This is a genomic window from Pseudomonas sp. SDO5271_S396, assembly GCF_054071795.1.
Genome location: NZ_JBSVWB010000041.1, coordinates 30,258 through 56,296 on the forward strand (window position 1 = coordinate 30,258; position 26,039 = coordinate 56,296).

20 protein-coding genes are annotated in these 26,039 nt (G+C 60.9%); 16 read left to right on the forward strand and 4 right to left on the reverse strand.

What is annotated here, in order from left to right:
• The first annotated feature begins 26 nt into the window (after window positions 1-26).
• The gene (locus ACW9IN_RS23115) at window positions 27-2,102 is read left to right on the forward strand and encodes a PTS sugar transporter subunit IIC/EAL domain-containing protein (protein ID WP_457367988.1); all 2,076 of its coding nucleotides are present in this window, start codon (window positions 27-29) and stop codon (window positions 2,100-2,102) included.
• Here ACW9IN_RS23115 and ACW9IN_RS23120 read toward each other — a convergent pair.
• The 3 genes from ACW9IN_RS23120 to ACW9IN_RS23130 are packed head-to-tail and all read right to left on the reverse strand — an operon-like array spanning window position 2,099 to window position 5,382.
• On the reverse strand, window positions 2,099-2,941 hold the full coding sequence (locus ACW9IN_RS23120; protein ID WP_457367989.1) for a metal-dependent hydrolase: 843 nt from the start codon (window positions 2,939-2,941) through the stop codon (window positions 2,099-2,101). The two genes, ACW9IN_RS23115 and ACW9IN_RS23120, sit on opposite strands and share 4 nt — an antisense overlap.
• Window positions 2,942-2,956: 15 nt before the next feature.
• On the reverse strand, window positions 2,957-3,847 hold the full coding sequence (locus ACW9IN_RS23125; protein WP_457367990.1) for an SDR family NAD(P)-dependent oxidoreductase: 891 nt from the start codon (window positions 3,845-3,847) through the stop codon (window positions 2,957-2,959).
• Window positions 3,844-5,382, reverse strand: coding sequence for a flavin-containing monooxygenase (locus tag ACW9IN_RS23130; protein WP_457367991.1), 1,539 nt, complete (start codon window positions 5,380-5,382; stop codon window positions 3,844-3,846). Before ACW9IN_RS23130 ends, ACW9IN_RS23125 begins: the two co-directional genes overlap by 4 nt.
• A 274-nt stretch (window positions 5,383-5,656) precedes the next feature.
• Between ACW9IN_RS23130 and ACW9IN_RS23135 the strand changes: the two genes are divergently transcribed.
• The 10 genes from ACW9IN_RS23135 (at window position 5,657) to ACW9IN_RS23180 (ending at window position 19,211) form a co-directional block, all read left to right on the forward strand.
• Entirely contained in the window at window positions 5,657-6,655 is a 999-nt protein-coding gene (locus ACW9IN_RS23135) for an alpha/beta fold hydrolase (RefSeq protein ID WP_457367992.1), read from the forward strand.
• 309 nt (window positions 6,656-6,964) lie between these two features.
• Entirely contained in the window at window positions 6,965-8,245 is a 1,281-nt protein-coding gene (locus tag ACW9IN_RS23140) for an alkane 1-monooxygenase (protein WP_457367993.1), read from the forward strand.
• A 131-nt stretch (window positions 8,246-8,376) separates the two neighbouring features.
• Window positions 8,377-8,871 carry an alkane oxidation protein activator PraA gene (praA, locus tag ACW9IN_RS23145; RefSeq protein WP_457367994.1) on the forward strand — a complete coding sequence of 165 codons (495 nt, stop codon included), beginning with the start codon at window positions 8,377-8,379 and terminating at the stop codon, window positions 8,869-8,871.
• 136 nt (window positions 8,872-9,007) lie between these two features.
• The gene (praB, locus tag ACW9IN_RS23150; protein WP_457367995.1) at window positions 9,008-9,511 is read left to right on the forward strand and encodes an alkane oxidation protein activator PraB; all 504 of its coding nucleotides are present in this window, start codon (window positions 9,008-9,010) and stop codon (window positions 9,509-9,511) included.
• A 125-nt stretch (window positions 9,512-9,636) separates the two neighbouring features.
• Entirely contained in the window at window positions 9,637-11,046 is a 1,410-nt protein-coding gene (locus ACW9IN_RS23155) for an outer membrane protein transport protein (protein WP_457367996.1), read from the forward strand.
• A 240-nt stretch (window positions 11,047-11,286) separates the two neighbouring features.
• A complete protein-coding gene (locus ACW9IN_RS23160) occupies window positions 11,287-13,812 on the forward strand; it encodes an acyl-CoA dehydrogenase (protein ID WP_457367997.1) in 2,526 nt (841 codons plus the stop codon).
• Between the two features lie 131 nt (window positions 13,813-13,943).
• On the forward strand, window positions 13,944-15,287 hold the full coding sequence (locus tag ACW9IN_RS23165) for a 3-oxoacyl-ACP reductase (RefSeq protein ID WP_457367998.1): 1,344 nt from the start codon (window positions 13,944-13,946) through the stop codon (window positions 15,285-15,287).
• A 3-nt stretch (window positions 15,288-15,290) separates the two neighbouring features.
• Complete coding sequence (locus tag ACW9IN_RS23170) at window positions 15,291-16,181, forward strand: MaoC family dehydratase (RefSeq protein WP_457367999.1); 891 nt, start codon at window positions 15,291-15,293, stop codon at window positions 16,179-16,181.
• The gene (locus ACW9IN_RS23175) at window positions 16,178-17,476 is read left to right on the forward strand and encodes an acetyl-CoA C-acetyltransferase (protein ID WP_457368000.1); all 1,299 of its coding nucleotides are present in this window, start codon (window positions 16,178-16,180) and stop codon (window positions 17,474-17,476) included. The genes ACW9IN_RS23170 and ACW9IN_RS23175 overlap by 4 nt, the downstream gene beginning before the upstream one ends.
• A 31-nt stretch (window positions 17,477-17,507) precedes the next feature.
• Window positions 17,508-19,211, forward strand: a complete 1,704-nt coding sequence (locus tag ACW9IN_RS23180) for an AMP-binding protein (protein ID WP_457368001.1) — start codon at window positions 17,508-17,510, stop codon at window positions 19,209-19,211.
• 53 nt (window positions 19,212-19,264) lie between these two features.
• Here the strand turns inward: ACW9IN_RS23180 and ACW9IN_RS23185 are convergent, their stop codons facing one another.
• Complete coding sequence (locus ACW9IN_RS23185) at window positions 19,265-20,380, reverse strand: Gfo/Idh/MocA family protein (protein ID WP_457368002.1); 1,116 nt, start codon at window positions 20,378-20,380, stop codon at window positions 19,265-19,267.
• 312 nt (window positions 20,381-20,692) lie between these two features.
• Here ACW9IN_RS23185 and ACW9IN_RS23190 point away from each other — a divergent pair, with 312 nt between their 5' ends.
• From ACW9IN_RS23190 to ACW9IN_RS23210, 5 genes are all read left to right on the forward strand, one after another.
• The gene (locus ACW9IN_RS23190; RefSeq protein ID WP_457368007.1) at window positions 20,693-21,733 is read left to right on the forward strand and encodes a WD40/YVTN/BNR-like repeat-containing protein; all 1,041 of its coding nucleotides are present in this window, start codon (window positions 20,693-20,695) and stop codon (window positions 21,731-21,733) included.
• A 15-nt stretch (window positions 21,734-21,748) separates the two neighbouring features.
• Entirely contained in the window at window positions 21,749-24,124 is a 2,376-nt protein-coding gene (locus ACW9IN_RS23195) for an efflux RND transporter permease subunit (protein ID WP_457368003.1), read from the forward strand.
• A 79-nt stretch (window positions 24,125-24,203) separates the two neighbouring features.
• Complete coding sequence (locus ACW9IN_RS23200; RefSeq protein WP_457368004.1) at window positions 24,204-24,500, forward strand: DUF5629 family protein; 297 nt, start codon at window positions 24,204-24,206, stop codon at window positions 24,498-24,500.
• Window positions 24,487-25,662, forward strand: coding sequence for a lactonase family protein (locus tag ACW9IN_RS23205; protein ID WP_457368005.1), 1,176 nt, complete (start codon window positions 24,487-24,489; stop codon window positions 25,660-25,662). The genes ACW9IN_RS23200 and ACW9IN_RS23205 overlap by 14 nt, the downstream gene beginning before the upstream one ends.
• 155 nt (window positions 25,663-25,817) lie before the next feature.
• On the forward strand, window positions 25,818-25,997 hold the full coding sequence (locus tag ACW9IN_RS23210; RefSeq protein WP_457368006.1) for a hypothetical protein: 180 nt from the start codon (window positions 25,818-25,820) through the stop codon (window positions 25,995-25,997).
• The last annotated feature ends 42 nt before the right edge of the window (window positions 25,998-26,039 follow it).

Below are 26,039 nucleotides of genomic sequence, written 5' to 3' on the forward strand. Positions count from 1 at the left end.
TAAAGTGACAGGCGGAGGGACGGATCATGGCGCAAACGCTGTTCAAGCTGTTTTTTACCCAGCGACTGGCTGCCCTGGCCAGCACCGATTCGTTGCGCGCCATCCGCGAGGGGTTGTTATGGATCCTGCCGTGCCTGTTGGTGTCGGCAGGTTTTCTGATCCTGTCAGAGTGCGCGCGCGTGCTGGATTTCGACCCGCGTGTGGTGACCTTTCTGGCCGCGCTGCACAACCAGATCAGCTCGGTGATTCCGCTGCTGGTGGCGGCGTCCATCGGCTATATGCTGGCGATCCAGTACCGCTTGCCCCAACTGCCCGTGGCGTTCCTTTGCCTGGCACATGTGGTGGTGGCGACGTTCATCCTGCATGACTACCCCCGTGCATCGGCGACCTTTGTGCTGTTCATCGCGATTGCCTCGCCGCTGCTGAATGTACCCGCTATCGCCTGGCTGCACCGTTACCGCTGGACCCGGTTGGTCAACGAAGACCTGGTAGGACACAACCTCAAGGGCACCATCAATATGGTGGTGCCGGGGGCCCTGACGGCGTGTGCGCTGGTGGTGGTGCTGTCGCTGCTGTTGCAGATTCCCTATGTGGCGCAGCTTCAGGGGCCGCAGGTGCTGGATGGGTTGGAGTCGCCCTATGGCAGCGGACTGTTTGTCACCTTGATGAATTCGTTGTTGTGGTTTTTCGGGATCCACGGCGTGTATGCCATGCAGCCCTTGTTCGATGTGCTGGACCAGGCCGTGGTGTTCAATGCTGGGGCGGCAGCGGCGGGGGAGACGATCAAGTACAGCTTGAACAGCGGTTTGCTGGGCTGTTTTGCCTTTATCGGTGGTTCGGGTGGGGCGTTGTGCCTGCTGCTGGCGATCCTGCTGTTTTCCAAAAGCCAGTCCATGCGTCTGCTCGCGATCGCCAGCCTGCCGCTGTCGTTGTTCAACGTCAGTGAAGTGCTGCTGTTTGGCTTGCCGATCATCCTCAACCCGCGCCTGTTTGTGCCGTTTCTGCTGGTGCCGGCCTGCAATGCGATGTTGGCGCTGACGGTCGTGCATCTGGGCTGGGTGTCGCCGGCAGTGGTCAGCGTGCCCTTTACCGCGCCGGTGTTGTTCAACGCGTACCTCAGCACCCACGGGGACATGGCGGCGGTGGTGTTGCAAGTCGCCCTGCTGGGGTTGGGCACCTTGATTTACGCCCCTTATGTGCGGGCGATTCACCGTCAGGCGAGCGAAGGAGGCACGGTCTATCTCAAGTCCCTGGACATGACCTTTCGTGGCCTGGAAGAAAGAGGTCGGCTGCGCGAGCTTGACCCGATACTGGCTTCCCACAAGGTGCTGGCGCGCCAGGCCACTGAGTTAAGCCGCATCCAGCAGATCAGTGACTACGAGTTCTATCTGGAATTCCAGCCCCAGGTCTCCACGCGCACCGGGCTATGCACCGGATGCGAAGCCTTGATGCGTGCCCGAGACGCCCAGGGTACGGTGCATTCACCTTGGGAGTTTCTGCAATGGCTGGCCCAGGCGCGGTTAATGCCGGATGTGGACATGTGGGTCGCGTCCCAAGCGGTGCGTCAATATCAGAAATGGCAAAAACTCGGGTTTGCGTTGCCCATGACCATCAATATTTCCAGCGCAACGCTCACGGATGCCGCCTATGGCGAGCGGCTGGTGGAAATCCTCGCCCAGGCCCACGGGCAGGTCTCGGTGGAAATCACCGAAGATGCGCTGGTGGGCGACATTCAGGCCACGCGCCAGACCATTCGGAAACTGCAGGCCATTGGTGCCAAGGTGTATATCGATGACTTTGGCACCGGTTTTTCGGCCTTGAGTTACCTGCACCAGTTTCCGGTGGACTTTATCAAGATCGACCGCAGCTTCGTGGTTGCCCAGCACGATCCCAAAGGCGCCCAAGTGCTGGCCGGCATGCTGCGTTTCTGCGAGGCACTGAACCTGGGGGTGGTGGTAGAGGGCGTAGAGACCGCCGAACAGTTGGCCTTCCTGAATACCGGCACCGAGTTGATTATCCAGGGCTGGTATTTCAGTAAGGCGCTGCCGGGCGACCAGTTGGAAAGCTTCGTTCGTGCCCGCGCTGATCTGGCTGCGGGTTAGGCTGATTCGTAGCTGCGCCGGGTCTGCTCGATTTCTTCGAGCAAGCGGTCGATACCTCTGAGGCGCAGCCGGTTATCGTGGTCCCAGGGATGAAAGCCCGGTTTGAAGTAGTGCAGCCAAGGCAGCAGCATGCGTGGGAAGACGCCCCGCGGTCCGTACAGAAACTTGAGCATCCGCCAGACGCCTTTGAGGAACCCCACCGACTTGCGGTCGGCAATCAACAGGCGTACATGAAAATCGAACACGACCAACCAGAAAAACACGCTGGTGGTGAGCATGGTCCCGGTGCGCAGCAGGTAGCGCCTGGGCCCGGGCGCGATCACACGGTTCCACACATCGAACGCCACCGCTTTGTGTTCGGTTTCTTCCAGAGCGTGCCAGTACCACATCTGCTGGTAGCCCTTGAGCGAATTGCCGAAGCGTGACGGGTCGCTCAGCAGAATCTCCGCAAGCATCGCCGTGTAGTGCTCAAGGGCGATGGTCACCGCGAGGTTGAAGGCCGGCGGTAGGTGTTTTTTCTGCAGGTCGAGGATGAACTTGAGGCGCCGGTCCAGCAAGTGGGCGGGCAGTCCGGCGGCCTGCAGCAAGTCGTTATAGGCCACATGTTCGCGGCTGTGCATGGCTTCCTGGCCGATAAAACCCTGGATCTGCTTTTTCAGTTCCGGCTCGTCGATATGGGCACGGTAGTGCCGCACGCTGTCCATGAAGAACAGTTCGCCCTGGGGAAATAACAACGACAGGGCGTTGAAAAAATGCGTGATGAACGGGCCTTGTTCGTGCCAGTCCTTGATGCGCTCGGCGGGCAGAGCAAAACGGATGTCGCGGCGGATCGGCAACATGGTGCGTACTCCTGTTCAGAGACGGGTCTCGTCGTTGGTTTCAAACGCAGGCGCACGCGGTTTGGGCGCCATGCGCTTGCTGGCAAACACCACCAGGGCTTGATAAGCGGCGGGCATGCAGCGCGCCAGCAGGTCGAGGAACCACGCGTCACGACCGATCAGCACACGGCGCTTGCCTTTGCGCACGCCCCGCAGAATCACCCGGGCGGCCTGGTCGGCGTCGGTGATGAAGAGTTTCTCGAAATCGGCACGGGCCTGTTGTTCGCTGTGGATCAAAAAGCCGGTCATGTTGGCGTCGATGCGACTGCTGCGGCAGATATCGGTGCGGATGCCACCGGGATGCACGCAGGTGGCAGAGACACCACACCGTTGCAAGTCCAATTCCTGACGCAAGGACTCGGTAAAGCCGCGCACGGCGAATTTGGTGGCGTTGTAGCCACTCATGCCGGGTTGGGCGAACAGGCCGAACACGCTGGAAGTGTTGATCACATGGCCTTCGCCGCTGGCCTTGAGATACGGCAGGAATGCTTTGGTGCCGTAGACCACGCCCCAGAAATTGATGTCGACGATCCATTCCAGGTCGGCGTAGTCCACGCCTTCCACGGTGCTGGACAGCGCCACTCCGGCGTTATTGAAGACCAGGTTGATCTGGCCGTGTTCGGCGGCACAGCGCGCTGCCCAGTCTTCCACGGCCTGGCGGTCGGAAACATCCAGCACCTGGAGGGTGACGGTCACCGGCGACAAGGTGGAGGTCCGGATCAGGGCCAGTGTCTGTTCGAGCCCCTGGCTGTTCTTGTCCGCCAGTGCCAGGTGGCAACCCTCACGCGCCAATGCCAGGGCCAGTGCGCGACCCATGCCGGAGGCCGCGCCGGTAATGGCCGCGACGCGATCGTTGAATGACTTCATGACAGGCTGCCCTCGGGAGTGGAGTGGGATGACAGTGCAGGGCGAGAGGCCTGCGGCAGCGGCGCCAGGCCGGTCACATAGTCCTTGAGGGCGAAGTGCCGGGTGGCCTGCTTGAAGCGCCAGGTCGAGCCGGGCCACAAAGTGGTGTTCTTGCCGGTGCGTGGGTCGAGGTACCAGCTCTGGCAACCACCGGTGTTCCAGATGGTGCGCTTGAGTTTGTCCTGCAGCTGTTGGTTATAGGTCTGTTCCACTGCCGGTTTGACGTCCACCGTCGCGATGCGGTGCCGCTGCATCTGTTGCAGGGCGTCGAGGATGTAAGTCACCTGGGCCTCGATCATTAAAATCATCGAGTTGTGCCCCAGACCCGTGTTCGGCCCGACGATCAGGAACAGGTTCGGGTAGCCCGGCACCGTGGTGCCCTTGTACGCGTGAGCGCCGTCGCGCCAGGTGTCCATCAGGTCGATACCGTCACGGCCGATGATGCAGTCCCGGGGCAGAGGATCGGTGGCCTGGAAGCCAGTGCCGAAGATCAGGCAGTCGGCCGGGTGCTTGATGCCGTCGGCAGTGATCACGCCGTCCGCCTCGATGCGCAATACGCGCTCGGTCACCACCTCGACATTGCTGCGGGACAGCGCCGGGTAGTAGTCGTTGGAGATGAGTACCCGCTTGCAGCCGATGGTGTAGTCCGGCGTCAGAACTTTGCGCAGGGAAGGGCGGGACACCTGCTTGTGCAAGTGACGCAGGGCGATCTTCTGCACCATCTTCATCAGCCGGGGATGCAGGGCAAACCCCACCACGCGGCCTTCCAGTGCCCAATAGAAAGCACCCCGCACCAGTCTTTGCGTAAACGGCAAGTGTTTGAAGGCCCAGCGCTCAAGGCGTGAAATCTTGCGGTCCGGCTTGGGCATGATCCATGGCGGGGTGCGCTGGAACAGGTCGAGGTGGGCCACCTGCGATGCAATCCGCGGCACAAACTGAATGGCACTGGCGCCGGTACCGATCACCGCGACGCGCTTGCCTTTGAGCGAGTAGTCGTGGTCCCACTGCTGCGAGTGAAAGCGCTTGCCCTTGAAGCTGTCCAGCCCGGGTATGGCCGGCAATGCGGGGCGCGACAGGCCGCCCATGCCCGACACCAGCACCCGTGCGCTGACCTGGCGCCCGTCGCTGAAAGCCAGTTGCCAGCGCTGCTGGTTTTCATCGAACACCGCGCGTTGCAGGCCCATGCCAAAGCGCAGGAACGGCGCAAGTTCGAAGCGTCGCGCACAGTCTTCCAGATAGGCACGGATCTCCGCCTGCGGTGCAAATTGCCGCGTCCAGTCCGGGTTGGGCGCAAAGGAAAACGAATACACGTGGGACTGCACGTCGCACGCGCAGCCTGGGTAGTGATTGTCACGCCAGGTGCCGCCGAGGGTATCGGCCTGCTCGGCGATGAAAAAGTCGGTGATCCCGGCTTCCTTGAGTTTGATCGCCATGCATAGGCCGGCGAAACCGGAACCGATGATAGCGATGTCGACCGAATCGTGGTGGGCATTCATAGGCTGTCCTTGATGGGCATCGGATGAGCTCCTGTTCTTGTTATGTCGTCTGGATAAAACACCATTGCAAAGGAAAGTTGAATTAATTATTTTAAAAAAGATTTTAAATAATCTACCTGAAAATATCGCCTACGCTAGGACCTTGTTCCGCATATGCGACTTGTCCGACGGACGAGCACGGTATGCAGGGTCTGGGTCCAGGGTGTGGACGATGGCTGAGGTCCTGATCAATACCGGTCGGATCGCCAGCAGCAGGGAAGCAGAGGACCGAGCTATGGCTGTCGATTGGATTGTCGCTGCGGCTGTGTGTGTAGGGGCGAGCGGCGTGTTGTGGGGCTTCAGTGCGTGGATGACACGGCGCATTGAAACGGCGGTTCCGATCAATGGGCGCTTCGTCGAGGTCGGGGACGAGCGCTTTCATTATGTCGATGAGGGCAAAGGCCCACCGCTGGTGATGATTCACGGGCTGATGGGCAGCAATCGCAACCTGACCTACGCCTTGTCCGGGCAACTGCGTGAACACTTCCGAGTGATTACCCTCGACCGCCCGGGCTCCGGTTACTCCACCCGCCATACGGGCACCGCCACGGACCTGCCGGCCCAGGCGCGGCAGATCGCGGCCTTCATCAAGACGCTGGACCTGGACAAGCCTCTGGTGCTGGGGCATTCCCTGGGCGGTGCGATTGCCCTGGCATTGGCCCTCGACCATCCTCACGCCGTCTCGGGCCTGGTGCTGGTAGCGCCACTGACCCACCCCCAACCACGTTTGCCGCTGGTGTTCTGGTCACTGGCCGTGCGTCCGGCGTGGTTGCGGCGCTGGGTGTCGCGCACCCTGACGGTACCGATGGGGCTATTGACTCGACGTTCGGTGGTCAGGGGCGTGTTCGCGCCCGATCAGGCGCCCGAGGATTTCGCCACCCGTGGCGGCGGGCTGCTCGGCATGCGGCCGGATAACTACTACGCCGCCTCCACTGAGATCGCCCAGGTCAACGATCACCTGCCGGGCATGGTCAAGCGCTATGGGCAACTCACCCTGCCCATCGGCCTTGTCTACGGCGCCCGGGACGCGGTGCTGGACTTTCGCAAGCATGGTCAGGCCTTGGCCGACAAAGTGCCCGGCCTGAAGCTGCACTTGGTGGAGGGGCGCGGACATATGTTGCCGATCACCGCGACAGCGCGCGTTACGGAGGTGGTACGACAGGTGGCCAAGCGGGTGAGACCGACAGAAAGCGCGGCAATTTTGCCGCTGTCGCTCGCAGTGACGAATAAATGATCTTCGTCCTCATTGCGGGCCTGGATGTCGCAAATGCCTGCACTAGAGACCTGACCAAACCGCCGAAAAAGAGACTGCTCGGTCACATCCGAATGGGCTGGAAAAATTGGTTGACGACCTAACGATTCCGAGCTATTTGTTTAAAAAAATATTTCAATGTTTCTTTTGAAATGATTTTTGAAATGCCTAAGAGCGAATAAAAATGAAAAAAACGTCTTTTATCGCATGGTTGAATTCCCGGAGTGTCCAACGCTCCCTGAACCTGTTTTCTGCGCCCGCCCTGCCTGCCGTTCTCGTACGGAGGCTGCCATGAACCAGACGCTGACTGCACCGCGCGTCTGGACAGACGGCAAGCGTCACCTGTGGTGGCTGGGCATCATGCCTTTGGCAACACCCCTGCTTTCCGGCGCGCTCGCCATCACCACCGGCATCCAGCAATTGTGGTGGGTGGGTGTGCTGGTGATCTTTGGCCTGATCCCGCTGATCGACGGTCTGCTGGGCGAAGACGTCAGCAACCCGCCGGAGTCGGCCGTCAGCCACCTCGAATCCCAACGCTATTACCGCTGGATCGTGTACACCGGCGTGCTGTTCGTGATTTCGTCAGTGGTGATCACCGGCTGGCTGGCCGCTGACGGTATCGACTGGATCATCGGCGGGGGCCTGCTTCACGCCGTGAGCGGGCTTGAGGCTTCCAGTTGGCAGGCACAGGCCGCCAGTTACATCACGAGCCGCGTGCAACTGCATGGTGAGATCAGCTGGTTCACTTACCTGGGCATGGCCATGTCCACCGGTGCTGCCACCGGCATTGCCATCAACACGGCCCATGAACTGGGGCACAAGCCCAACCCGCTGGAAGTGTTCCTGGCCAAGGTCACATTGGCACCAACCTTCTACGGGCATTTCTACACCGAACACAACCGTGGCCATCACGTGCGTGTCGCCACTCCGGAAGATCCGGCCAGCTCACGCCTGGGTGAGAGTTTCTGGGCATTCCTGCCGCGCTCGGTGTGGTTCAGCGCACGTTCGGCCTGGAACCTGGAGCGCGAACGCCTGCGCAAACTCGGTCTGTCGGCCTGGCATTGGAAGAACGCCGTGCTCAGCGCCTGGCTCTACAGCGTGGTGTTGTGGGGCGCGATGATTGCCTGGTTGGGGATGGCGGTGGTTCCGTTCCTGATTATCCAGGGCATCTACGGCTTCTCGTTGCTGGAAGTAGTGAACTATGTGGAGCACTACGGGCTTAAGCGTCAGAAGTTGCCCAACGGTCGTTATGAGCGTTGTTCACCCCGGCATTCGTGGAACAGCAACCGGATCGTCACCAATATCTTTCTGTTCCAGTTGCAGCGGCATTCCGATCACCATGCCAACCCCACGCGCAGTTATCAGTCGTTGCGCCACTTTGATGAGTCACCGCAACTGCCATATGGTTATGCGAGCATGATTGTCTGGGCGTATGTGCCTTACTTGTGGCGACGACGCATGGATCACCGGGTACTTAATCATTATGCCGGGGATATCACACTCACCAATCTCCAGCCGTCACAACGATTGAAGTACCTGGAAAAGTACAGTAATAGCGCCACACCGTTTTGACGTAACTCGTTAGTTGGGCGAACGCGTGACACGTGTACCGCGCGGGTCTGTTCGCCCTGAGTTTGCCGATGGCGTGGCTGGAAAGTTGTTTGACCCTACAACAATAACTTCAAGGGAAGGACGTACCTATTATGCAAAGCCCTGCCAAGTTCACTGTCCATGTCGTTTTGGCCGCCCTGGGCCTGATCGCCTATCACCAGGCCCAGGCTGCCCGTATCGAGCCGGCCGGCAGCGCCTTTACGGCGCAAGGCCCGATCAGCTTCTCCAAAGGTGCGCTGATCAGCGCCGACTGCACCATCAAGGTGGCCGGCAAGGTGGCGGCCGATGGTTCGTCGGTCAATGTCGATAAAGTCGAGTTCGACGGCGGCCTTAAGTGCAGCCGTGTCGAAGCCACCAACTTGCCGTGGATTTTAGTCGCCAAAGATACCCGAAGCGGCTCCATGTCGAAGATCAGCGTGGATGTTCACGCCTTCGGCCTCGGCGGCAAGTGCGGTCCTTCAACGGCTGAGGGTACTTGGGATAACGCCACCGGAAAGTTGGAGGCCGCCAATGTGCCGATTGGCGAAGACTGCAAGATCAAGACGGTGTCGATCAAGATGCCGCCTGACTTCAAAGTTGTTGAATAAGACTCTCCGACGGTTGTAAGCGGTAATTGAATTGAGATTTGGCTGGAAAGGGAAGTTCTGCAGTTTCACCGTGACCTCTCGATCATGGCCATTACCCCTGGCGAAATGAATTCGCCATAACATGTGAGGAAAAACAATGAAAAGCTTGAAAACCCTCGTTTGTGCAACTTCGTTCGCGCTGTGCTTCGGTGCCGTTTCGATGGCCAATGCAGCCACTATCGCACCGGCGGGTGCTGCATTCTCCACCGCCGGCTCGATCACTGTTACGTCGCCTGCTTCCCTGAATCTTCCGGTCACCTGCAACATCGTCTTTACCGGCACTGTTGCCGCCAACGGCTCCAGCGCGTCCATCACCGGCGCCACCGTCAGTGGTTCCAACTCGCTCTGCGCAGTGCCTGTCCTGCAAGGGCTGCCATGGACCCTCGCGGTCACCGGCGGTGGCCCGACTGCTTTCACCGGTACCGTTTCGGGCGTGAAATTCAAGATCCTGTCGGACTGCACCGCGACACCAGTGACCATCAATGTCGGCTTCAACAACAGCACCAATACCCTCAGCGTACCGAGCGCTCAGACCGTGGGCTCTTGCAAGATCACGGCTCTGACCGCAGTGCCAACCCCTGTCTTTACCGTTTCTCCATAAGCGTCATGCGCTTGACGTGGTGATCACACGTTGAAAGACGCCAGTGCCTCGCAAGAGGCACTGGTTGCGGTAGTCCAGGTCGGTGAAACCGATCGTGGAGGATAAAAACAATAACGGAGTGGAGCATGGATAATAAGAAACAGCAGGCACGCACTTTGTTGAGCCTCGCCGTTCTCGGCGGTCTCATCACTGTGGCTGGGCACGCACACGCTGGCGGTTTTGCTACACCGACTTTCGGTGCTCCAGGCTGGGGGCGCGCCTTCGGTGGGGGATCGTTGTTCCAGAACGACCCTTCCGCGGCGTATAACAACCCGGCGGCGATGGCCTTTATCGATCGCAATATTTCCCAGTTCACTGTCGATTACGCACGGATCGATATCAAGTACAAAGGCACAGCCAAAGACTATGCAGGTAACGCGCCTGCCGCTGTCGACCCCACGGATCTCAGTTCCACTCCGCGTACCGGAGATGGCGGTCAGGGTGGTTTTACCGCGTGGTTGCCAACCGGCTTTATGGTGATGCCGATCAATGATCGTTTCGCCTTCGGACTTAGCCAGGTGGTGCCATTGGGTGCGCGCACCACGTGGGATCAGGATTGGATTGGTCGTGACTTCGCCGTCGATACCCGCATTGAAACCGTAGGCGTTACCGGTTCGTTATCCTTCAAGGTCAATGACCAGTTCTCGGTGGGTGCAGGTGCAATTGTCCAGCACACCAAGGGCTTTGTAAGCCAGAACCTGGACCTGTATGCGGCAGCGGCGCTGTCACCCACCATCGGTATTCCGTTCCCCTCCGGCGTAGGCAGCTCGTTGATGCGTGTGAAGGTGGACAACACCTCCGTGGGCTGGTTTGCCGGCGTCGCCTGGAAACCCACAGAATTCGATACCCTGGGCTTGAACTACCACGCGAAAATCAAGAATAAGCTGGAGGGCAAGTACAGCATTTATGCGGACGAAGCGAACAAGGCACTGATCGACGGCGGCCTGCCTGCGTTGGCTTATCCGGGGCTTACCCTCAACTCCAACGGTGCCAATGCGACCACACAATTGGACGTTCCGGCCAATGCCTCCGTCGACTGGGTTCACCAGTTCAACGATCGCCTCACCTTGGGCGCCAGTGTGACCTGGACCCAATGGTCGTCATTCAAGTCGCTGACGTTGAAGTCCGACGGCGTGCAAATTGTGTCGATTCCCTATAACTACAAGGATGCCTGGATGGTGTCGCTGGGCGGCGATTACAAATTTACCGACGACTTTACCTTCCGCGCAGGTGTTGCCACCGACCAGACACCGACGCGCAACTCCACGCGTGACCCGCGTATTCCTGACGGGGACCGGATTTTTGCGTCGCTGGGGTTTGGCTACAACATCCGCGCCATCCCTGGCTTGAGTATTGACGGTGCCTATTCACGGCAGTTCGTCGAGAAAGCCAAGCTGCGCACTCACAACCAGGATCGTCTTGGCGGAGCAACCCTGGACGGCAAGGCAGACGCGAAGGGTGAGGTTGTCAGTCTTTCCGCGACGTACGCGTTCTGATCCCACTCAAACCTGTTTGGCGCCGTTTGGCGAGGGTCGCCGTAGCGACCCTTATCGATGTTTCACCTCACGGTTGAACCAGGCTGGCCTGCACAGCCATTTTTTTTGCCCAAGCATTAAATAAAAATTTCAAAACAAAATTTGAATTCGGTTTTGCAAGTTTGTAGTGTGGCTTTACGTCGTCGGTCATTTCGACCGGACGAACCTGAGCCGTACCCTGAATCGAGTAGAGGTATCCCCATGGTTATCTGGTTATTGGCGGGTTTCGCAGCTGCGATTGCCCTGGCGTATCGACAAGCTGCGGCCACTGTGTGGCTGGGCGTTGGCCTGATCTGGTTGGCGGTGGGCTATCTGTTCAATGTGATCGCCACGTTTGGCATCACGGTTGCGGCGGTGCTGGTCATCGCACCGGCCTTGCTGCTGGCAATCAAACCCCTGCGCCGTGCGTTGTTGACGAGCAAGGCGCTGGGCCTGTTCCGCACCATCATGCCTGCGATGTCTGACACCGAACGGGCGGCCATCGAATCCGGCACGGTCTGGTGGGATGCCGAATTGTTCAGCGGCAAGCCCGACTGGCAACGGTTGTTGAGCGCGGCGCCGGCCAGCTTGAGCGCCGAGGAGCAAGCCTTCCTCGACAACGAAGTCGAAACCCTCTGCGACATGGCCAACGACTGGGAAACCACCCAGATCTGGCAGGACCTTTCCCCCGAAGGCTGGCAGTACACCAAGGACGCCGGGTTCCTCGGCATGATCATTCCCAAGCAATACGGTGGCAAAGGCTTCTCCCACTATGCCCATTCCCAAGTGGTGATGAAGCTGTCGACCCGTTGCTCGGCGGCGGCGATTTCGGTGATGGTGCCCAACTCCCTGGGCCCGGCCGAGTTGCTGTTGCACTACGGCACCGATGCCCAGCGCAATTACTACTTGCCGCGCCTGGCCCGCGGTGAAGACATCCCGTGTTTCGCCCTGACCAGCCCGTATGCCGGTTCCGATGCAGGCGCCATTCCCGACCTGGGCATCGTCTGCAAAGGCATCCATGAAGGCGAAGAAGTGCTCGGTTTCAAGGTGACCTGGGACAAGCGCTACATCACCCTCGGCCCGATTGCCACCGTGCTCGGCCTGGCGTTTCGCGCCGAAGACCCGGACGGCTTGCTCGGCGCCCCAGGTTCACTCGGCATTACGTGTGCGCTGATTCCAACCTCCCATCCGGGCGTCAACAGCGGCCGTCGCCACTGGCCGCTGAATGCGGTGTTCCAGAACGGCCCGACCACCGGCAAGGACGTGTTCATTCCGCTGGAGTGGGTGATTGGTGGTCGCGAGCAGGTCGGCAACGGCTGGCGCATGTTGATGGAATGCCTGGCGGCCGGTCGCGCAATTTCCCTGCCGTCGGCCAACGTTGGCCTGGGCAAGGTCGCCGTGCGCGGCACCACGGCCTATGCGGCGATGCGCAAGCAATTCGGCTTGCCCATCGGCAAATTCGAGGGCGTGCAAGCGCCGTTGGCGCGTATGGCCGGGCACTTGTACGCCTGTGATGCGGTGCGCAAAGTGTCGGTGGCGTCCCTGGATGCCGGCGAAAAACCGTCGGTGATCTCGGCCATCGCCAAATACCACGTCACCGAACGTGCACGGATCATCGTCAACGACGGCATGGACATCGTCGCCGGCAAGGGCATCTGCATGGGCCCGAACAACTTCCTGGCCCGTGCCTACCAGCAAAGCCCCATCGCCATTACGGTGGAGGGGGCAAACATCATGACCCGCTGCCTGATCATCTTTGGCCAGGGCCTGATCCGTTGCCATCCCTATGTGTTCCGCGAAATGGAAGCGGCGCGCAACCCGGACCGACGCAAGGCGCTGGAAGCCTTCGACACTGCGATGTTCGGCCACGTGAGCTTTGTACTGGCCAATACCGTACGCGCTGTCGTGCATTCGCTGACCGGTGGGCGGCTGATTTCGGCTCCGGCCAAGACCGACCCGGCGCTGGCGTCCTACTACCGCCAGGCCAATCGACTGTCGGTGGTGCTGGCGTTGATCTCGGATATTTCCATGGGCGTACTGGGCGGGGCCCTCAAGCGCAAGGAAAGTATCACCGGGCGGCTGGGGGATATTCTGTCGCAGCTGTACATCCTGTCCTGCGTACTCAAGCGTTTTGAAGATGATGGCCGGCCCCAGGCGGACCTGCCGTTGGTGCACTGGGCTGCACAGGATGCGTTGTTGCGCGCCCATGAAGCCTTGGCCGAAGTACTGGATAACTACCCGTCGAAAGCCACCGCAAGCGTGCTGAAAGTGTTGACGTTCCCGCTCGGCATTCCCCTGCGTAAACCCTCGGACCGCTTGCTGGCCCAGGTGGCGGATGTGGTGCAGACCCCGGGCGAGACCCGCGACCGCCTGCTGGCCAATTCCTACATACCGCGTCCGGAAATCGACAAGCTGGCTTACGGTGAATTGGGTTTCCGCCTGTTGCCGCAAGTGGAACTGATCGAGGCACGGCTCAAGGCCGCCGTGAAGCAGGGCGTGATCGAACCAATGCCGATTTCCGCTACTGCGTTCACCGCCTGGCGTATCAAGGCGCGGGCGCTGGACCTGATCAGCGACGACGAAGACACCTTGCTGGGACGCTACGTGGAATACGCCGACCATGGCATCCAGGTCGACGACTTCCCGCAGGATTTCGGTTTGCTGGAGGCGTTGCAACAGCGCAAGCAGGCGTTGGAACCGGCGATAAAACGTCGCAACAGCCAGAGCGAAAACGCCTCGGTCAATTAGGACAAGCACGGTCAATGTGAGCGCTGGCTTGCCTGCGATAGCGGTACACCTGACACCGCTAGCGCAGGCAGGTCAGCTCCCACAGGGGACCGGGTTTACACGGTCAGAATGTGTTGTGAGTGAATGTCTCTATGAGTGACAGCTACCTTTCTTTCGTCAATTCCCCCTGGGGTCGGCGCCTGGCCCAGGCCGTCGGCCTGCCGCAACCGCTACCGCTGCAACGCCATCGCAGCGGCCAGCACGGGTTGGTCAACCCGGTGATCATCGCCGGGGCAGGGCGCCTGATCGAGCCGGTGCAACAGGTGCTTGAAGCCACCGACACCGTGGCCGCCATCCCGGCGACCCCCAAGGCGCCGTCCACGGTCAAGGTGCAGGGCGCGGTGTTCGACGCCAGCGGCGTGACGGACTTGCAGCAACTCGATGAGCTCTACGTGTTCTTCCATGCGAACGCCAAGCGCATCGGCCACCATGGCCGTGTGGTGGTGCTCGGCACGGCGCCGGAGCATTGCAGGGATTTGCCCCAAGCCATCGCCCAGCGCGCCCTGGAAGGGCTGGTGCGCTCGCTGGCCAAGGAACTGCGCCGGGCGATCACCGTGCAATTGATCTATGTGGCGCCGGGTGCCGAAGCGGCGCTGGACAGCAGCCTGCGCTTTTTTCTGTCGCGCCGTTCGGCCTACGTGTCCGGGCAAGTGGTGCGCCTGGAAAACACGGTGGACGGCAATAACGCGATCAACTGGGATAAACCCTTTGTCGGTCGCCGCGCCTTGGTGACCGGCGCCTCCCGTGGTATCGGGCTGGCCATCGCGCAGGTGTTGGCACGTGATGGTGCCCATGTGGTGTGTGTGGACGTGCCTCAGTCTCACGAGGCCCTGCAGCAGGCGGCCAGCAGTGTCGGCGGATCGGCATTGCCGCTGGACATCACCGCCACCGACGCGGCTTCGCTGTTGCAGGCCCATGTCAGTCAATACGGTGCATTCGATGTGGTGGTGCACAACGCCGGCATCACCCGCGACAAAACCATCGCCAAAATGACCGAAGCCGCGTGGCGCAGCGTACTGGCGGTGAACCTGGAGGCTCCGCTGCAATTGAGCAGCGCGTTGCTGGACAGCCAGGGGCTGAACCCGGGAGGGCGGATTGTGTGCGTGTCGTCGATTTCCGGCATTGCCGGCAACCTGGGGCAGAGTAACTACGCCACCTCCAAAGCCGGGGTGATTGGCCTGGTACAAGGCCTGGCACCAAAGGCGGCTGCGCAGCAGGTGACGGTCAACGGGGTGGCGCCCGGGTTCATCGAGACCCAGATGACCGCGAAGATCCCGTTGATGATCCGCGAGGCGGGGCGACGCATGAATTCCTTGTCCCAGGGCGGTCAGCCCATCGATGTGGCTGAAACCATCGCCTGGCTGGCGCACCCGGCGTCCGGTGGGGTCAACGGCCAAGTCGTACGCGTCTGCGGCCAAAGCCTGTTGGGGGCCTGAGCCATGGACTACGTGACCCAGATCATCGACCCACCCCCGTCGCGCATGCGTTTGTTGATCGACGGTGCGCGCGCCCTGCGCAAGCCCAAACTCGACGGTGCGCCGCTGCTGCCCAGGGAGCGCCTGGTGCGCGCGGCGGTGGCGTTGTCGCCCAGCGACATTGCCGCCTATGGCCGCGCCTGCGGGTTCCGTCGCGAACAGGGCGTGCCACTGTCCTATCCCCATGTGCTGGCGTTCCCGCTGCACCTGATGCTGCTGACTCGGCCGAGTTTTCCGTACCCGGCCAGCGGCATGGTGCACCTGGCCAATCGCATTCATCAGCACCGGCGCTTGCACGAGGGGCAGGCGTTGCGCCTTGAGGTGTATTGCGAGCGCTGGGTCGCCCATCCCAAGGGCCAGGCGTTAAGCATCGCCACCCGCGCCTACGGCGACGACGCCCTGGTGTGGGAAAGCGACAGCCTGTATTTGCGCCGTGACGTCAAGGCACCGGTCGGGGAGCCCTGGGGCGATGGGTTGCCGTTGCCGGAAGAGGGCTTGTTGCGTACCCAGCGCTGGACACTGCCCGCCGACCTGGGCCGACGCTTTGCCAAGGTGTCCGGGGACTTCAACCCGATCCATACCTCGGTGATCGGCGCGAAGATCTTCGGCTTTCGCCGTGCCATCGCCCATGGCATGTGGACCCTGGGCCGCGCACTGGCCGCCCAGCAACCGCCCGGCGGACTGGACCAGGCCGAGGCCCATTGCGAGTTCAAACTGCCGATCTTCCTGCCCGGCCAGGTGGCGCTCTGGAGCCGCCCCGTGACGAGCCCGCGCCGTGAATTCGAAGTGCGCAATGTCGCCGGCGACAAGCCCCATATGCGCGGCCTCTTTATCTGGAATGAGACCTGTCGATGAGTGACTACAGCTTCAATCCGGCCCCGGTGCGTCGCGTTGCGATCATCGGCGGCAACCGCATCCCGTTTGCCCGCTCCAACACGGTGTACACCCATGACAGCAACCAGGACTTGCTGGTGGCTGCGCTGCAAGGCCTGGTGGATCGCTACAACCTGCACGGCCAGCGCCTGGGGGAGTTTGCCGCCGGCGCGGTGATCAAGCATTCCCGGGACTTCAACCTCGCGCGTGAAGCCCTGCTGTCGACCACCTTGTCCCCCGACACACCCGCCTACGATGTCCAGCAAGCCTGCGGCACGGGTTTGGAAGCCGCGTTGCTGGTGGCCAATAAAATCGCCCTCGGCCAGATCGACGTGGGCGTGGCCGGCGGCGCCGACACTACCTCCGATGCGCCCATCGGCATCAACGAATCGTTGCGCCACACCTTGCTGGCGGCCAACCGTGCCAAGGGCATGGGGGCAAAACTGCGGGCTTTGTCGAAGGTGCGTCCATCGATGTTGTTCAAGCCGTTGCTGCCGCGCAATGGCGAGCCGCGTACCGGCTTGTCCATGGGCGAGCACTGTGAAGAAATGGCCAAGCGCTGGCAGATCAAGCGCTTGGCCCAGGATGAACTGACCCTCAGCAGCCATCAGCGGCTGGACGCGGCGTACCTGCGCGGTTTTTTCGACGACCTGATCAGCCCATATCGTGGCCTGGCCCGCGACAACAACCTGCGCGCGGACGCCAGCCTGGAGAAGCTCGCCGGCTTGTCTCCGGCCTACGATCGGCAGAACGGCACGCTCACCGCCGGCAACTCCACACCGCTGACCGATGGCGCCTCAGTGGTGTTGCTGGCCAGTGAGGAATGGGCCGCGGCCCACGGGTGGCCGGTGCTGGCTTACCTGCGCACCGGCGAAACGGCGGCGGTGAACTTCGTCGACGGCACCGAGGGCCTGTTGATGGCCCCGGCCTATGCCGTGCCGCGCATGCTCGCGCGCGAGGGCTTGAGCTTTGCCGATTTCGATTTTTTCGAGATACATGAAGCGTTCGCCGCCCAGGTGCTGTGCACGCTGAAAGCCTGGGAGGACGCCGATTATTGCCGCGAGCGTCTAGGCTTGGAAGCACCGCTGGGCCCCATTGACCGCAGCAAGATGAACGTCAACGGTGGCTCGCTGGGCTGCGGCCATCCGTTCGCCGCCACCGGCGGCCGGCAACTGGCGGCGCTGGCCAAGGCCATCCATGAGCGCGGCGGCGGGCGCGGCCTGATTTCCATTTGTGCGGCGGGAGGGCTGGGGATTACCGCCATCGTCGAAAAGTAGCGTCATCCAAAACAACAATAAGGAGACTGCCATGAACACTGTCAGCCTGGAACAAACCGAACGGATCTGGTTGAACGCTTACTTGCCCGGCGTGCCGGCGGACATCGAAGCCGGTATCGAGGACTACCCATCGTTGCGCGAAGTGTTTCTGGAACACTTGGAGCGTTATCGCGAGCGAGTTGCCTACGTCAGCATCGGCACCGAAATGACCTATGCCGATTGGCAGGCCCAGGGCGTCGCCTTCGCCGCCTGGCTGCAAGGGCAGGGTGTGAAGAAGGGCGACCGTGTGGCGCTGATGATGCCCAATTGCTTGCAGTATCCCATCTGCCTGCTGGGCACCACCCTGGCCGGGGCGGTGGTGGTCAACGTCAACCCGCTGTACACCGCCCACGAGCTCAAGCACTTGCTCAAGGACAGCGAAGCCGAAACCGTGGTGATCTTCGAGAACTTCGCCCACACCCTGGAAAAAGTCATCGCCGGCAGCAGCGTCAAGCGTGTCGTGGTGGCGGCCATCGGCGACCTGCTCGGTACGTTCAAGGGCGCGGCGATGAACTTCATCCTGCGGCGCGTGCAAAAACAGGTGCCCGACTTCAACCTGCGCGGCGCGCTGCGCTTCAATCAGGTACTGAAGCAGGGGCGCGCGCTCAATCACTTCCCGGTGGCCATGGCGCTCGATGACCTGGCTTTTTTGCAATACACCGGCGGTACCACCGGCGATGCCAAGGGGGTGATGCTCAGCCACCGCAATATCATCGCCAACCTGTTGCAGGCCAAGGCCTGGGTCGGTGATCAGCTGGACCAGAACCAGCAGGAAACCAACGTCACGCTGCTGCCGCTGTATCACATTTTTTCGCTCACGGTGAACTGCCTGATGTTCATGTGCCTGGGTGGGCGCAACATCCTGATCGCCAACCCGCGGGACGTGAAGCGTGTGCAGATGATCCTGCGCAAGGAGCGTTTCAATGGGATTGCCGGGGTTAACACGCTGTTCAATGGGTTGCTGGAAAACAAGGAGTTCTGTGCGCGGGACTTTTCCGACCTGCGCATGGTGATCGCCGGCGGCATGGCCACGCATACGTCGGTGGCGCAGCGCTGGAAGGAGGTCACCGGGCTGCCGATCATCGAAGGCTACGGCCTGACCGAATGCTCGCCGGTGGTGAGCATCAGCCCTATCGATATTGCACGCATGCGTGAGATGGAGTTCACCGGCAGCATCGGCGTGCCGTTGCCATCCACCTGGGTACGCTTTTTACGCGAAGACGGTGAGCTGGCGGAGGTGGGCGAACAAGGCGAGTTGCAGGTACGCGGCCCGCAGGTGATGCAAGGGTATTGGAAGCGACCCAAGGAAACCGCCGAAGTGCTGGATGCCGAAGGCTGGTTGTCCACGGGTGATATCGGGGTGATGGACGAACGTGGATACATTCGCCTGGTGGACCGCAAAAAAGACATGATCCTGGTCTCGGGTTTCAACGTGTACCCCAACGAGATCGAGGATGTGGTGGCGCTGCACCCGGGGGTTGGTGAAGTGGCAGCCATTGGCGTGGAGGACAGCATCACCGGGGAAAAGGTGAAGATTATCGTGGTACGCAAGGACCCGAACCTGACCCAGGAACAAATCCTTGCCCACTGCCGCGAATACCTGACGGGTTACAAAGTGCCCAAGTACGTGGAGTTCCGTACCACAGAGCTGCCCAAGACCACCGTGGGCAAGGTTCTGCGCCGCGCCTTGCGCTGATTTCAAGATGCAGGTAATCCAATTGTGGGAGCGAGCAAGCCCGCTCCCACATTTTAGATCGTGCCCACGCTGACCCAGCGTTCTTCCTTCGCCGCAACGCGAATCGCCGTCGCCAGCCGCTCCACAGCCCACGCTGTCTCAAAGTCGGTGCCATCGGCCCCTTGCCCGGCCAGGGCCATGATCAGTTCCTGCACTTCCAGCGTCTTCAATTCGTTGTAACCCAATTGATGCCCCGCCGCCGGGCTGAACGCGGCGTAACCGGGCAAGGCAGGGCCCGCGAGCAGGCGCTGGAAGCCGTCCTGGCCGACGCGACACAGGCGCAGTTCATTCAGGCGCTCCTGATCGAACGCCAACGTGCCTTGCGTCCCGCTGATCTCGAAACTCAGGTGATTCTTGTAGCCGTGCTTGAGCCAGCTGCTGCTGACCGTGCCGCGTGCGCCATTGGCAAAGCGCAGCAGGGCGTGAACCTGGTCGTCCACCGCGATGGCTTTGTGTTCGGCGCTGCCTTTTACGGCTGGGCGCCGGGCGTGAACGGTCTGGGTGTCGGCGCATACGCTGAGCACATCGCCCACCAGGTAACGCGCCATCGACAGCAAATGACTGCCCAGGTCTGCCAGGGCGCCGCCGGCATGTTCCACTTCACAACGCCATGACCATGGGGAGTCTGGGTCACCCATGAAGTCTTCGCTGAATTCGCCCTGGAAACTGATGATCTCGCCCAGCTCGCCATTGGCAATCATCTGCCTGGCCAAGGTGATCATCGGGTTGTGCTGATAGTTGTAGCCCACCCGTGTCACTACTCCGGCGGCACTCGCCGCGCGGCGCATGGCGTCGGCCTGTTCCAGACTGACCGCCAAGGGCTTTTCGCAATACACCGCCTTGCCTGCCGCGATGGCCGCCATGGCCATGGGGTAATGCAAGTGATTGGGGGTAGTGATGGCCACGACATCGACCTTGGGGTCGTCGATCAGGGCCTGCCAGTCGCCATGGGCCTGGGCAAACCCCCAGGCGCTGGCGCAACGCACGGCGCGCTCGGTGTCGGCATCGGCCAGGGCGGCCAGCTTGAGGTTTACCGGCAATTCAAACACTGCCCGGGCATTGTTGAACGCCAGGGCATGGGCACGGCCCATGAAGCCTGTGCCGATCAGGCCGATTCCGAGTTCGCGCATACGCCTACGTCCTTTGGATTATTGTTTTCAGGAAGGCTATTAATGGAATAAAAATTCTCAAAACTCAATAGATGGAATTAAAATTCATAGCGAGGTCGGCAATCAGTCTGGCGAATGCGGCTATATTCAGCCGACGCGCAAACGCCCGTCAGTTAACAAAAGATAACGTAGCGCCGATTGTCAGACGATTCGAAAGCCCGATAGGATGGCCCCTGCTGACCCTGGGCGCTCTAGATTGCAGGTTTCAGAGCCCCGGAAGGCGAGACGACCTAACAATAATAAATGGGAGAAAGGTCTATGAGTGAGCCTGTCATGGGTTGGGTTGTTTGCCGCCCACGCGCCGCACGCAAGTTTGCGTTGCTGGCCACAGCGCTCTCGCTGTTTGCAGGTGTTGCAGGGTCTATACCCGCGCAGGCCGCCAGCGATACCCCTGCAACACCAGTGTTCGCGATTGAATCCCCCAAGGCCGCCAAGGGCCTGATGATCGATGTGGTCCACGCCGGCAAGCGCCTGGTGGCGGTCGGTGATCGCGGGCACATCCTCTATTCCGACGACCAGGGCAGCACCTGGACCCAGGCCAAAGTGCCCACCCGTCAGTTGCTCACGGCGGTGTTTTTTGTCGATGACAAACAAGGCTGGGCGGTGGGCCACGATGCGCAGATCCTCGCCAGTTCCGACGGCGGCGCCACCTGGACCCAGCAATTTCAAGACCTCAAGCGCGAAGCGCCGTTGCTCGATATCTGGTTCAAGGACGCCGAACGCGGCCTGGCCGTGGGCGCCTACGGTGCGCTGATCGAAACCACCGACGGCGGCAAGACCTGGGACGACGTCAGCGACCGCCTCGACAACGAAGACCAGTTCCACCTCAATGCCATCGCCGCTATCAAGGACGCCGGCCTGTTCATCGTCGGCGAGCAGGGCAGCATGTTCCGTTCCAGCGATGACGGCCAGACCTGGGAAAAACTCGAAGGCCCCTACGAGGGCTCGCTGTTTGGCGTGATCGGCACCGCGCAACCGCAAACCCTGCTGGCCTACGGTTTGCGCGGCAACCTGTACCGTTCCACGGATTTTGGCAGCACCTGGGAGCCCGTCGAATTGAACGCCGCGCGGGGAGCGCTGGAGTTCGGCCTGTCGGGCGCGACCTTGCTGGAAGACGGCTCGATTGTCGTCGTTGGCAACGGCGGCAGCGTGGTGGTCAGCCACGATGACGGGGTGACGTTCAGCGTGTTCAACCGCCCGGATCGCATTTCGTTGTCATCAGTGACGGCGGCGGGCAACGGGAACCTGATTCTGGCCGGGCAGGGCGGTGTTCGTGTCGCTACGCCCACCGGCGCTGAACCTACAAAACAATAAGAAGGCGGGGAAAGAATGAGCACTCATCACAACGATAAAGCGACCTTTCTTGAGCGCCTGATCTTCAACAACCGTCCGGCAGTGATCGTCATCTGCCTGGTGGTGAGTATTTTCCTGTTCTGGCAGGCGACCTTGATTCGCCCGTCCACCAGTTTCGAAAAGATGATCCCCCTCAAGCATCCCTTCATCGAGAAGATGATGGAGCACCGCAACGACCTGGCGAACCTGGGCAACACGGTGCGCATCTCGGTGGAAGCCAAGGACGGTGACATCTTCACGAAGGAATACATGGAGACCCTGCGTCAGATCAACGACGAGGTGTTCTACATTTCCGGCGTCGATCGCTCCGGCCTCAAGTCGCTGTGGAGCCCCAGCGTGCGCTGGACCGAAGTGACCGAAGAAGGCTTCGCCGGCGGCGAAGTGATCCCGCAGAGCTATAACGGTTCGCCGCAAAGCCTCGATCAACTGCGCAACAACGTGCTCAAGTCGGGGCAGGTCGGACGCCTGGTGGCCAACGACTTCAAATCGAGCATTGTCGACATTCCGCTGCTGGAGTCGTACCCGGACCCACAGGACCAGGGCAAATTGCTGGCCCTGGACTATCAGAAGTTTTCCCATGAGCTGGAAGACAAGATCCGCACCAAGTTCCAGGAGCAGAACCCCAACGTGCAGATCCATATCGTCGGGTTCGCCAAGAAGGTCGGTGACCTGATCGACGGCCTGATCATGGTGGTGCTGTTCTTCGGCGTGGCATTCGTCATCACCCTGGTGCTGTTGTACTGGTTCACCTGGTGCATCCGCAGCACCATCGCCGTGCTGATCACCACGCTGGTGGCGGTGGTCTGGCAACTGGGTTTGATGCACGCCGCCGGTTTTGGCCTGGATCCCTACTCGATGCTGGTGCCGTTCCTGATCTTCGCCATCGGCATTTCCCACGGTGTGCAGAAGATCAATGGTATCGCCTTGCAGTCCAGCGACGCCGACAACGCCCTGACCGCTGCGCGCCGCACCTTCCGCCAACTGTTCCTGCCGGGCATGATCGCGATCCTGGCCGACGCGGTGGGCTTCATTACGCTGCTGATCATCGACATCGGTGTGATTCGCGAACTGGCCATCGGCGCCTCCATCGGCGTGGCGGTGATCGTGTTCACTAACCTGATCCTGCTACCCGTGGCGATTTCCTACGTGGGCATCAGCAAACGCGCCATCGAGCGCAGCAAAAAGGATGCGCACCGCGAACATGGTTTCTGGCGCCTGTTGTCGAAATTCGCCAGCCCGAAAGTCGCGCCGATCTCGATCTTCCTGGCGTTGGTCGCCTTTGGTGGTGGCCTCTGGTACAGCCAGAACCTGAAGATCGGCGACCTCGACCAGGGCGCGCCGGAGTTGCGCCCGGACTCGCGCTACAACAAGGACAACAACTTCATCATCAGCAACTACTCCACCAGTTCCGACGTGCTGGTGGTGATGGTCAAGACCAAGTCCGAAGGCTGCTCGCGCTATGAAGCCATGGCGCCCATCGACCAGCTGATGTGGAAGATGCAGAACACCGAGGGCGTGCAGTCGGCCATCTCGCTGGTGACCGTGTCCAAGCAGATGATCAAGGGGATGAACGAGGGCAACCTGAAATGGGAAACCCTGTCGCGCAACCCCGACGTGTTGAACAACTCCATCGCCCGTGCCGATGGCCTGTACAACAACAATTGCTCCCTGGCGCCGGTGCTGGTGTTCCTCAACGACCACAAGGCCGAAACCCTCGACCGCGCCGTGCATGCGGTGCAGGAATTTGCCAAGGAAAACAATCGCGACGGCCTGGAGTTCATCCTGGCGGCAGGTAACGCCGGCATCGAAGCCGCCACCAACGAGGTGATCAAAGAGTCGGAGCTGACCATCCTGATCCTGGTGTACCTGTGCGTGGCGACCATGTGCATGATCACCTTCCGCTCCTGGGCGGCAACCCTGTGCATCGTGCTGCCGCTGGTGCTGACCTCGGTGCTGGGCAACGCGCTGATGGCGTTCATGGGCATCGGCGTCAAGGTCGCGACCCTGCCGGTGGTGGCGCTGGGCGTGGGGATTGGCGTGGACTACGGCATCTATATCTACAGCCGTCTGGAAAGTTTCCTGCGTGCCGGCCTGCCGTTGCAGGAAGCGTACTACCAGACGCTCAAGTCCACCGGCAAAGCCGTACTGTTCACCGGGCTGTGCCTGGCGATTGGTGTGTGCACCTGGATCTTCTCGGCGATCAAGTTCCAGGCCGACATGGGCCTGATGCTGACCTTCATGTTGCTGTGGAACATGTTCGGTGCGCTGTGGCTGCTGCCAGCACTGGCTCGGTTTCTGATCAAACCGGAGAAACTGGCCGGGCAGAAAGGCAACTCACTTTTCGCACATTGAGGTTCATGGCTCATTGCTGCGAGGCACGGCGGGGGATTTGACCTATCATGTGTCTTTTCCCCCGCAGTGACTCCCCACCATGACCGACACGCAACCCAACCTGAGCACCGCCCTGAACGACAGCGACATGCTGATCATCGACGGGCTGCACGCCTTCGACTTCAAGTTCGACAAGCATTTGCAGATCGAAAGCATGGATGGCCGGGAACTCAAGCGTTGGACGTTCAGTCCAGAACAACTCAATGCCGCCACCTTTGACGACAGCTTGCAGAGCTGGCTGCTGAGCAACGACGACGGTGAACACCGTCTGGTCTGCCTCAGTGCGTTCAAGGGCGACAACAACAATGAAGAGGACGATGCGGATGATGATGCGTAAATTCTGGCCGCTGCTGATGGCCGGCAGTGTCGGTGCGATGTCGGTGCAGGCCGCGCCGGCTGACACGTTTGAACTGTTGGTGGGCAGCTACACCGCCGGCACCAGCGAAGGCATTTATCGCTTGCAGTTCGACAGCCGCACCGGGCAATTCACCGGCAAGCCGGTGCTGGCGGCCAAGGCGGCCAATCCCTCGTGGCTGACCGTGTCGAAGGATGGCAAGCGCCTGTTCGTGGTCAATGAAAACGGTCCGGGCCAGAAAGACCCGGTGGGGCGCGTCAGCAGCTACCGCATCGACCCGCAGAACCATCAGTTGACCCTGATCAACCAGGTCCAGAGCCTGGGCAACGAGCCGACCCATTCCAGCGTGGCCGCCGATGGCCGCTACCTGTTCGTCGCCAACTATTCGGTACTGGAAGACCCGGGCGGCAGCCTGGCCATCCTGCCGCTGGATGCCGAAGGCAATCTGTCGGCACCGGTGCAGTTGAGCGGGCACCCGGCCAGCCGCGTGAACCCTGAGCGCCAGGCGTCCAACCACGTGCATTCGGTGGTGTCATCGCCGGACGGCCAGTATGTGTTTGTGCAGGACCTGGGCGCGGACAAAATCTTTGCCTACCGCTATGACCCCAAGGCCAACCCCGAACGGCCTTTGACGGCGGCCAACCCGGCTTCGGTGCAGTTGCCCCCGGGCAGCGGCCCGCGTCATTTGCTGTTCAGCGCCGACGGCAAGCACGCCTGGCTGGCCACGGAGATGAGCGCGCAGATCGCGGTATTCGACTACAAGGACGGCCAGCTCAGCCAGACCCAACTGGTGGACTTCGCCGCCGGGCAACCGGTGTCGGACAAGGCCGGGGCAGCGCTGCATGCCTCCAGCGATGGCAAATTCCTGTACGTGAGCAACCGCGGCACCGCTAACCAGTTGCTGGTGTTCAGCATCGATCCGGCGACCGCGCACCTCAAGGAACTGCAACGACGTTCCGTCGAAGGTGACCATCCGAGGGAGTTCAGCCTCGACCCCAGCGGCAAGTTCCTGCTGATCGCCAACCAGAAAAGCAATGAAATCGTGGTGGTCGAGCGCGACCCCAAGACCGGTCTGTTAGGCAAAACCGTACAGAAATTGGCGATCGATGCCCCCAGCGACCTCAAGTTCCTGGTGCGTCACTAAGCCACAGGCCCCGGATGACGGGGCCTGAACCTTTCTATTAATTCTATTAATAGCGGCTACTGTTTCAAAGCATTTCTAAGGCTTAGCCCTCGGGCGTAAGTTTGGTTCCAAGGCCTCACCGGCCACTCAACCAAACGAACACAAGGGTTACCGACATGAACTTGAACCTCTTCTCCATCATCGCCGCTTCCGCTGTTTCCGCCACTGTTGCGCTGCCAGCTTCCGCCAGCGTGGAAGTCACCGGCAAAAAATCCAGCACCAGTGCCTACACCCAGAAATACCTGCAACAGAGCGCCAACTTCTACGCAGCCCTGGATCACAAGACTCAGCAGTGAGCTAAAGAACACTGAATCATGTAGGAGCTGGCTTGTCGGATC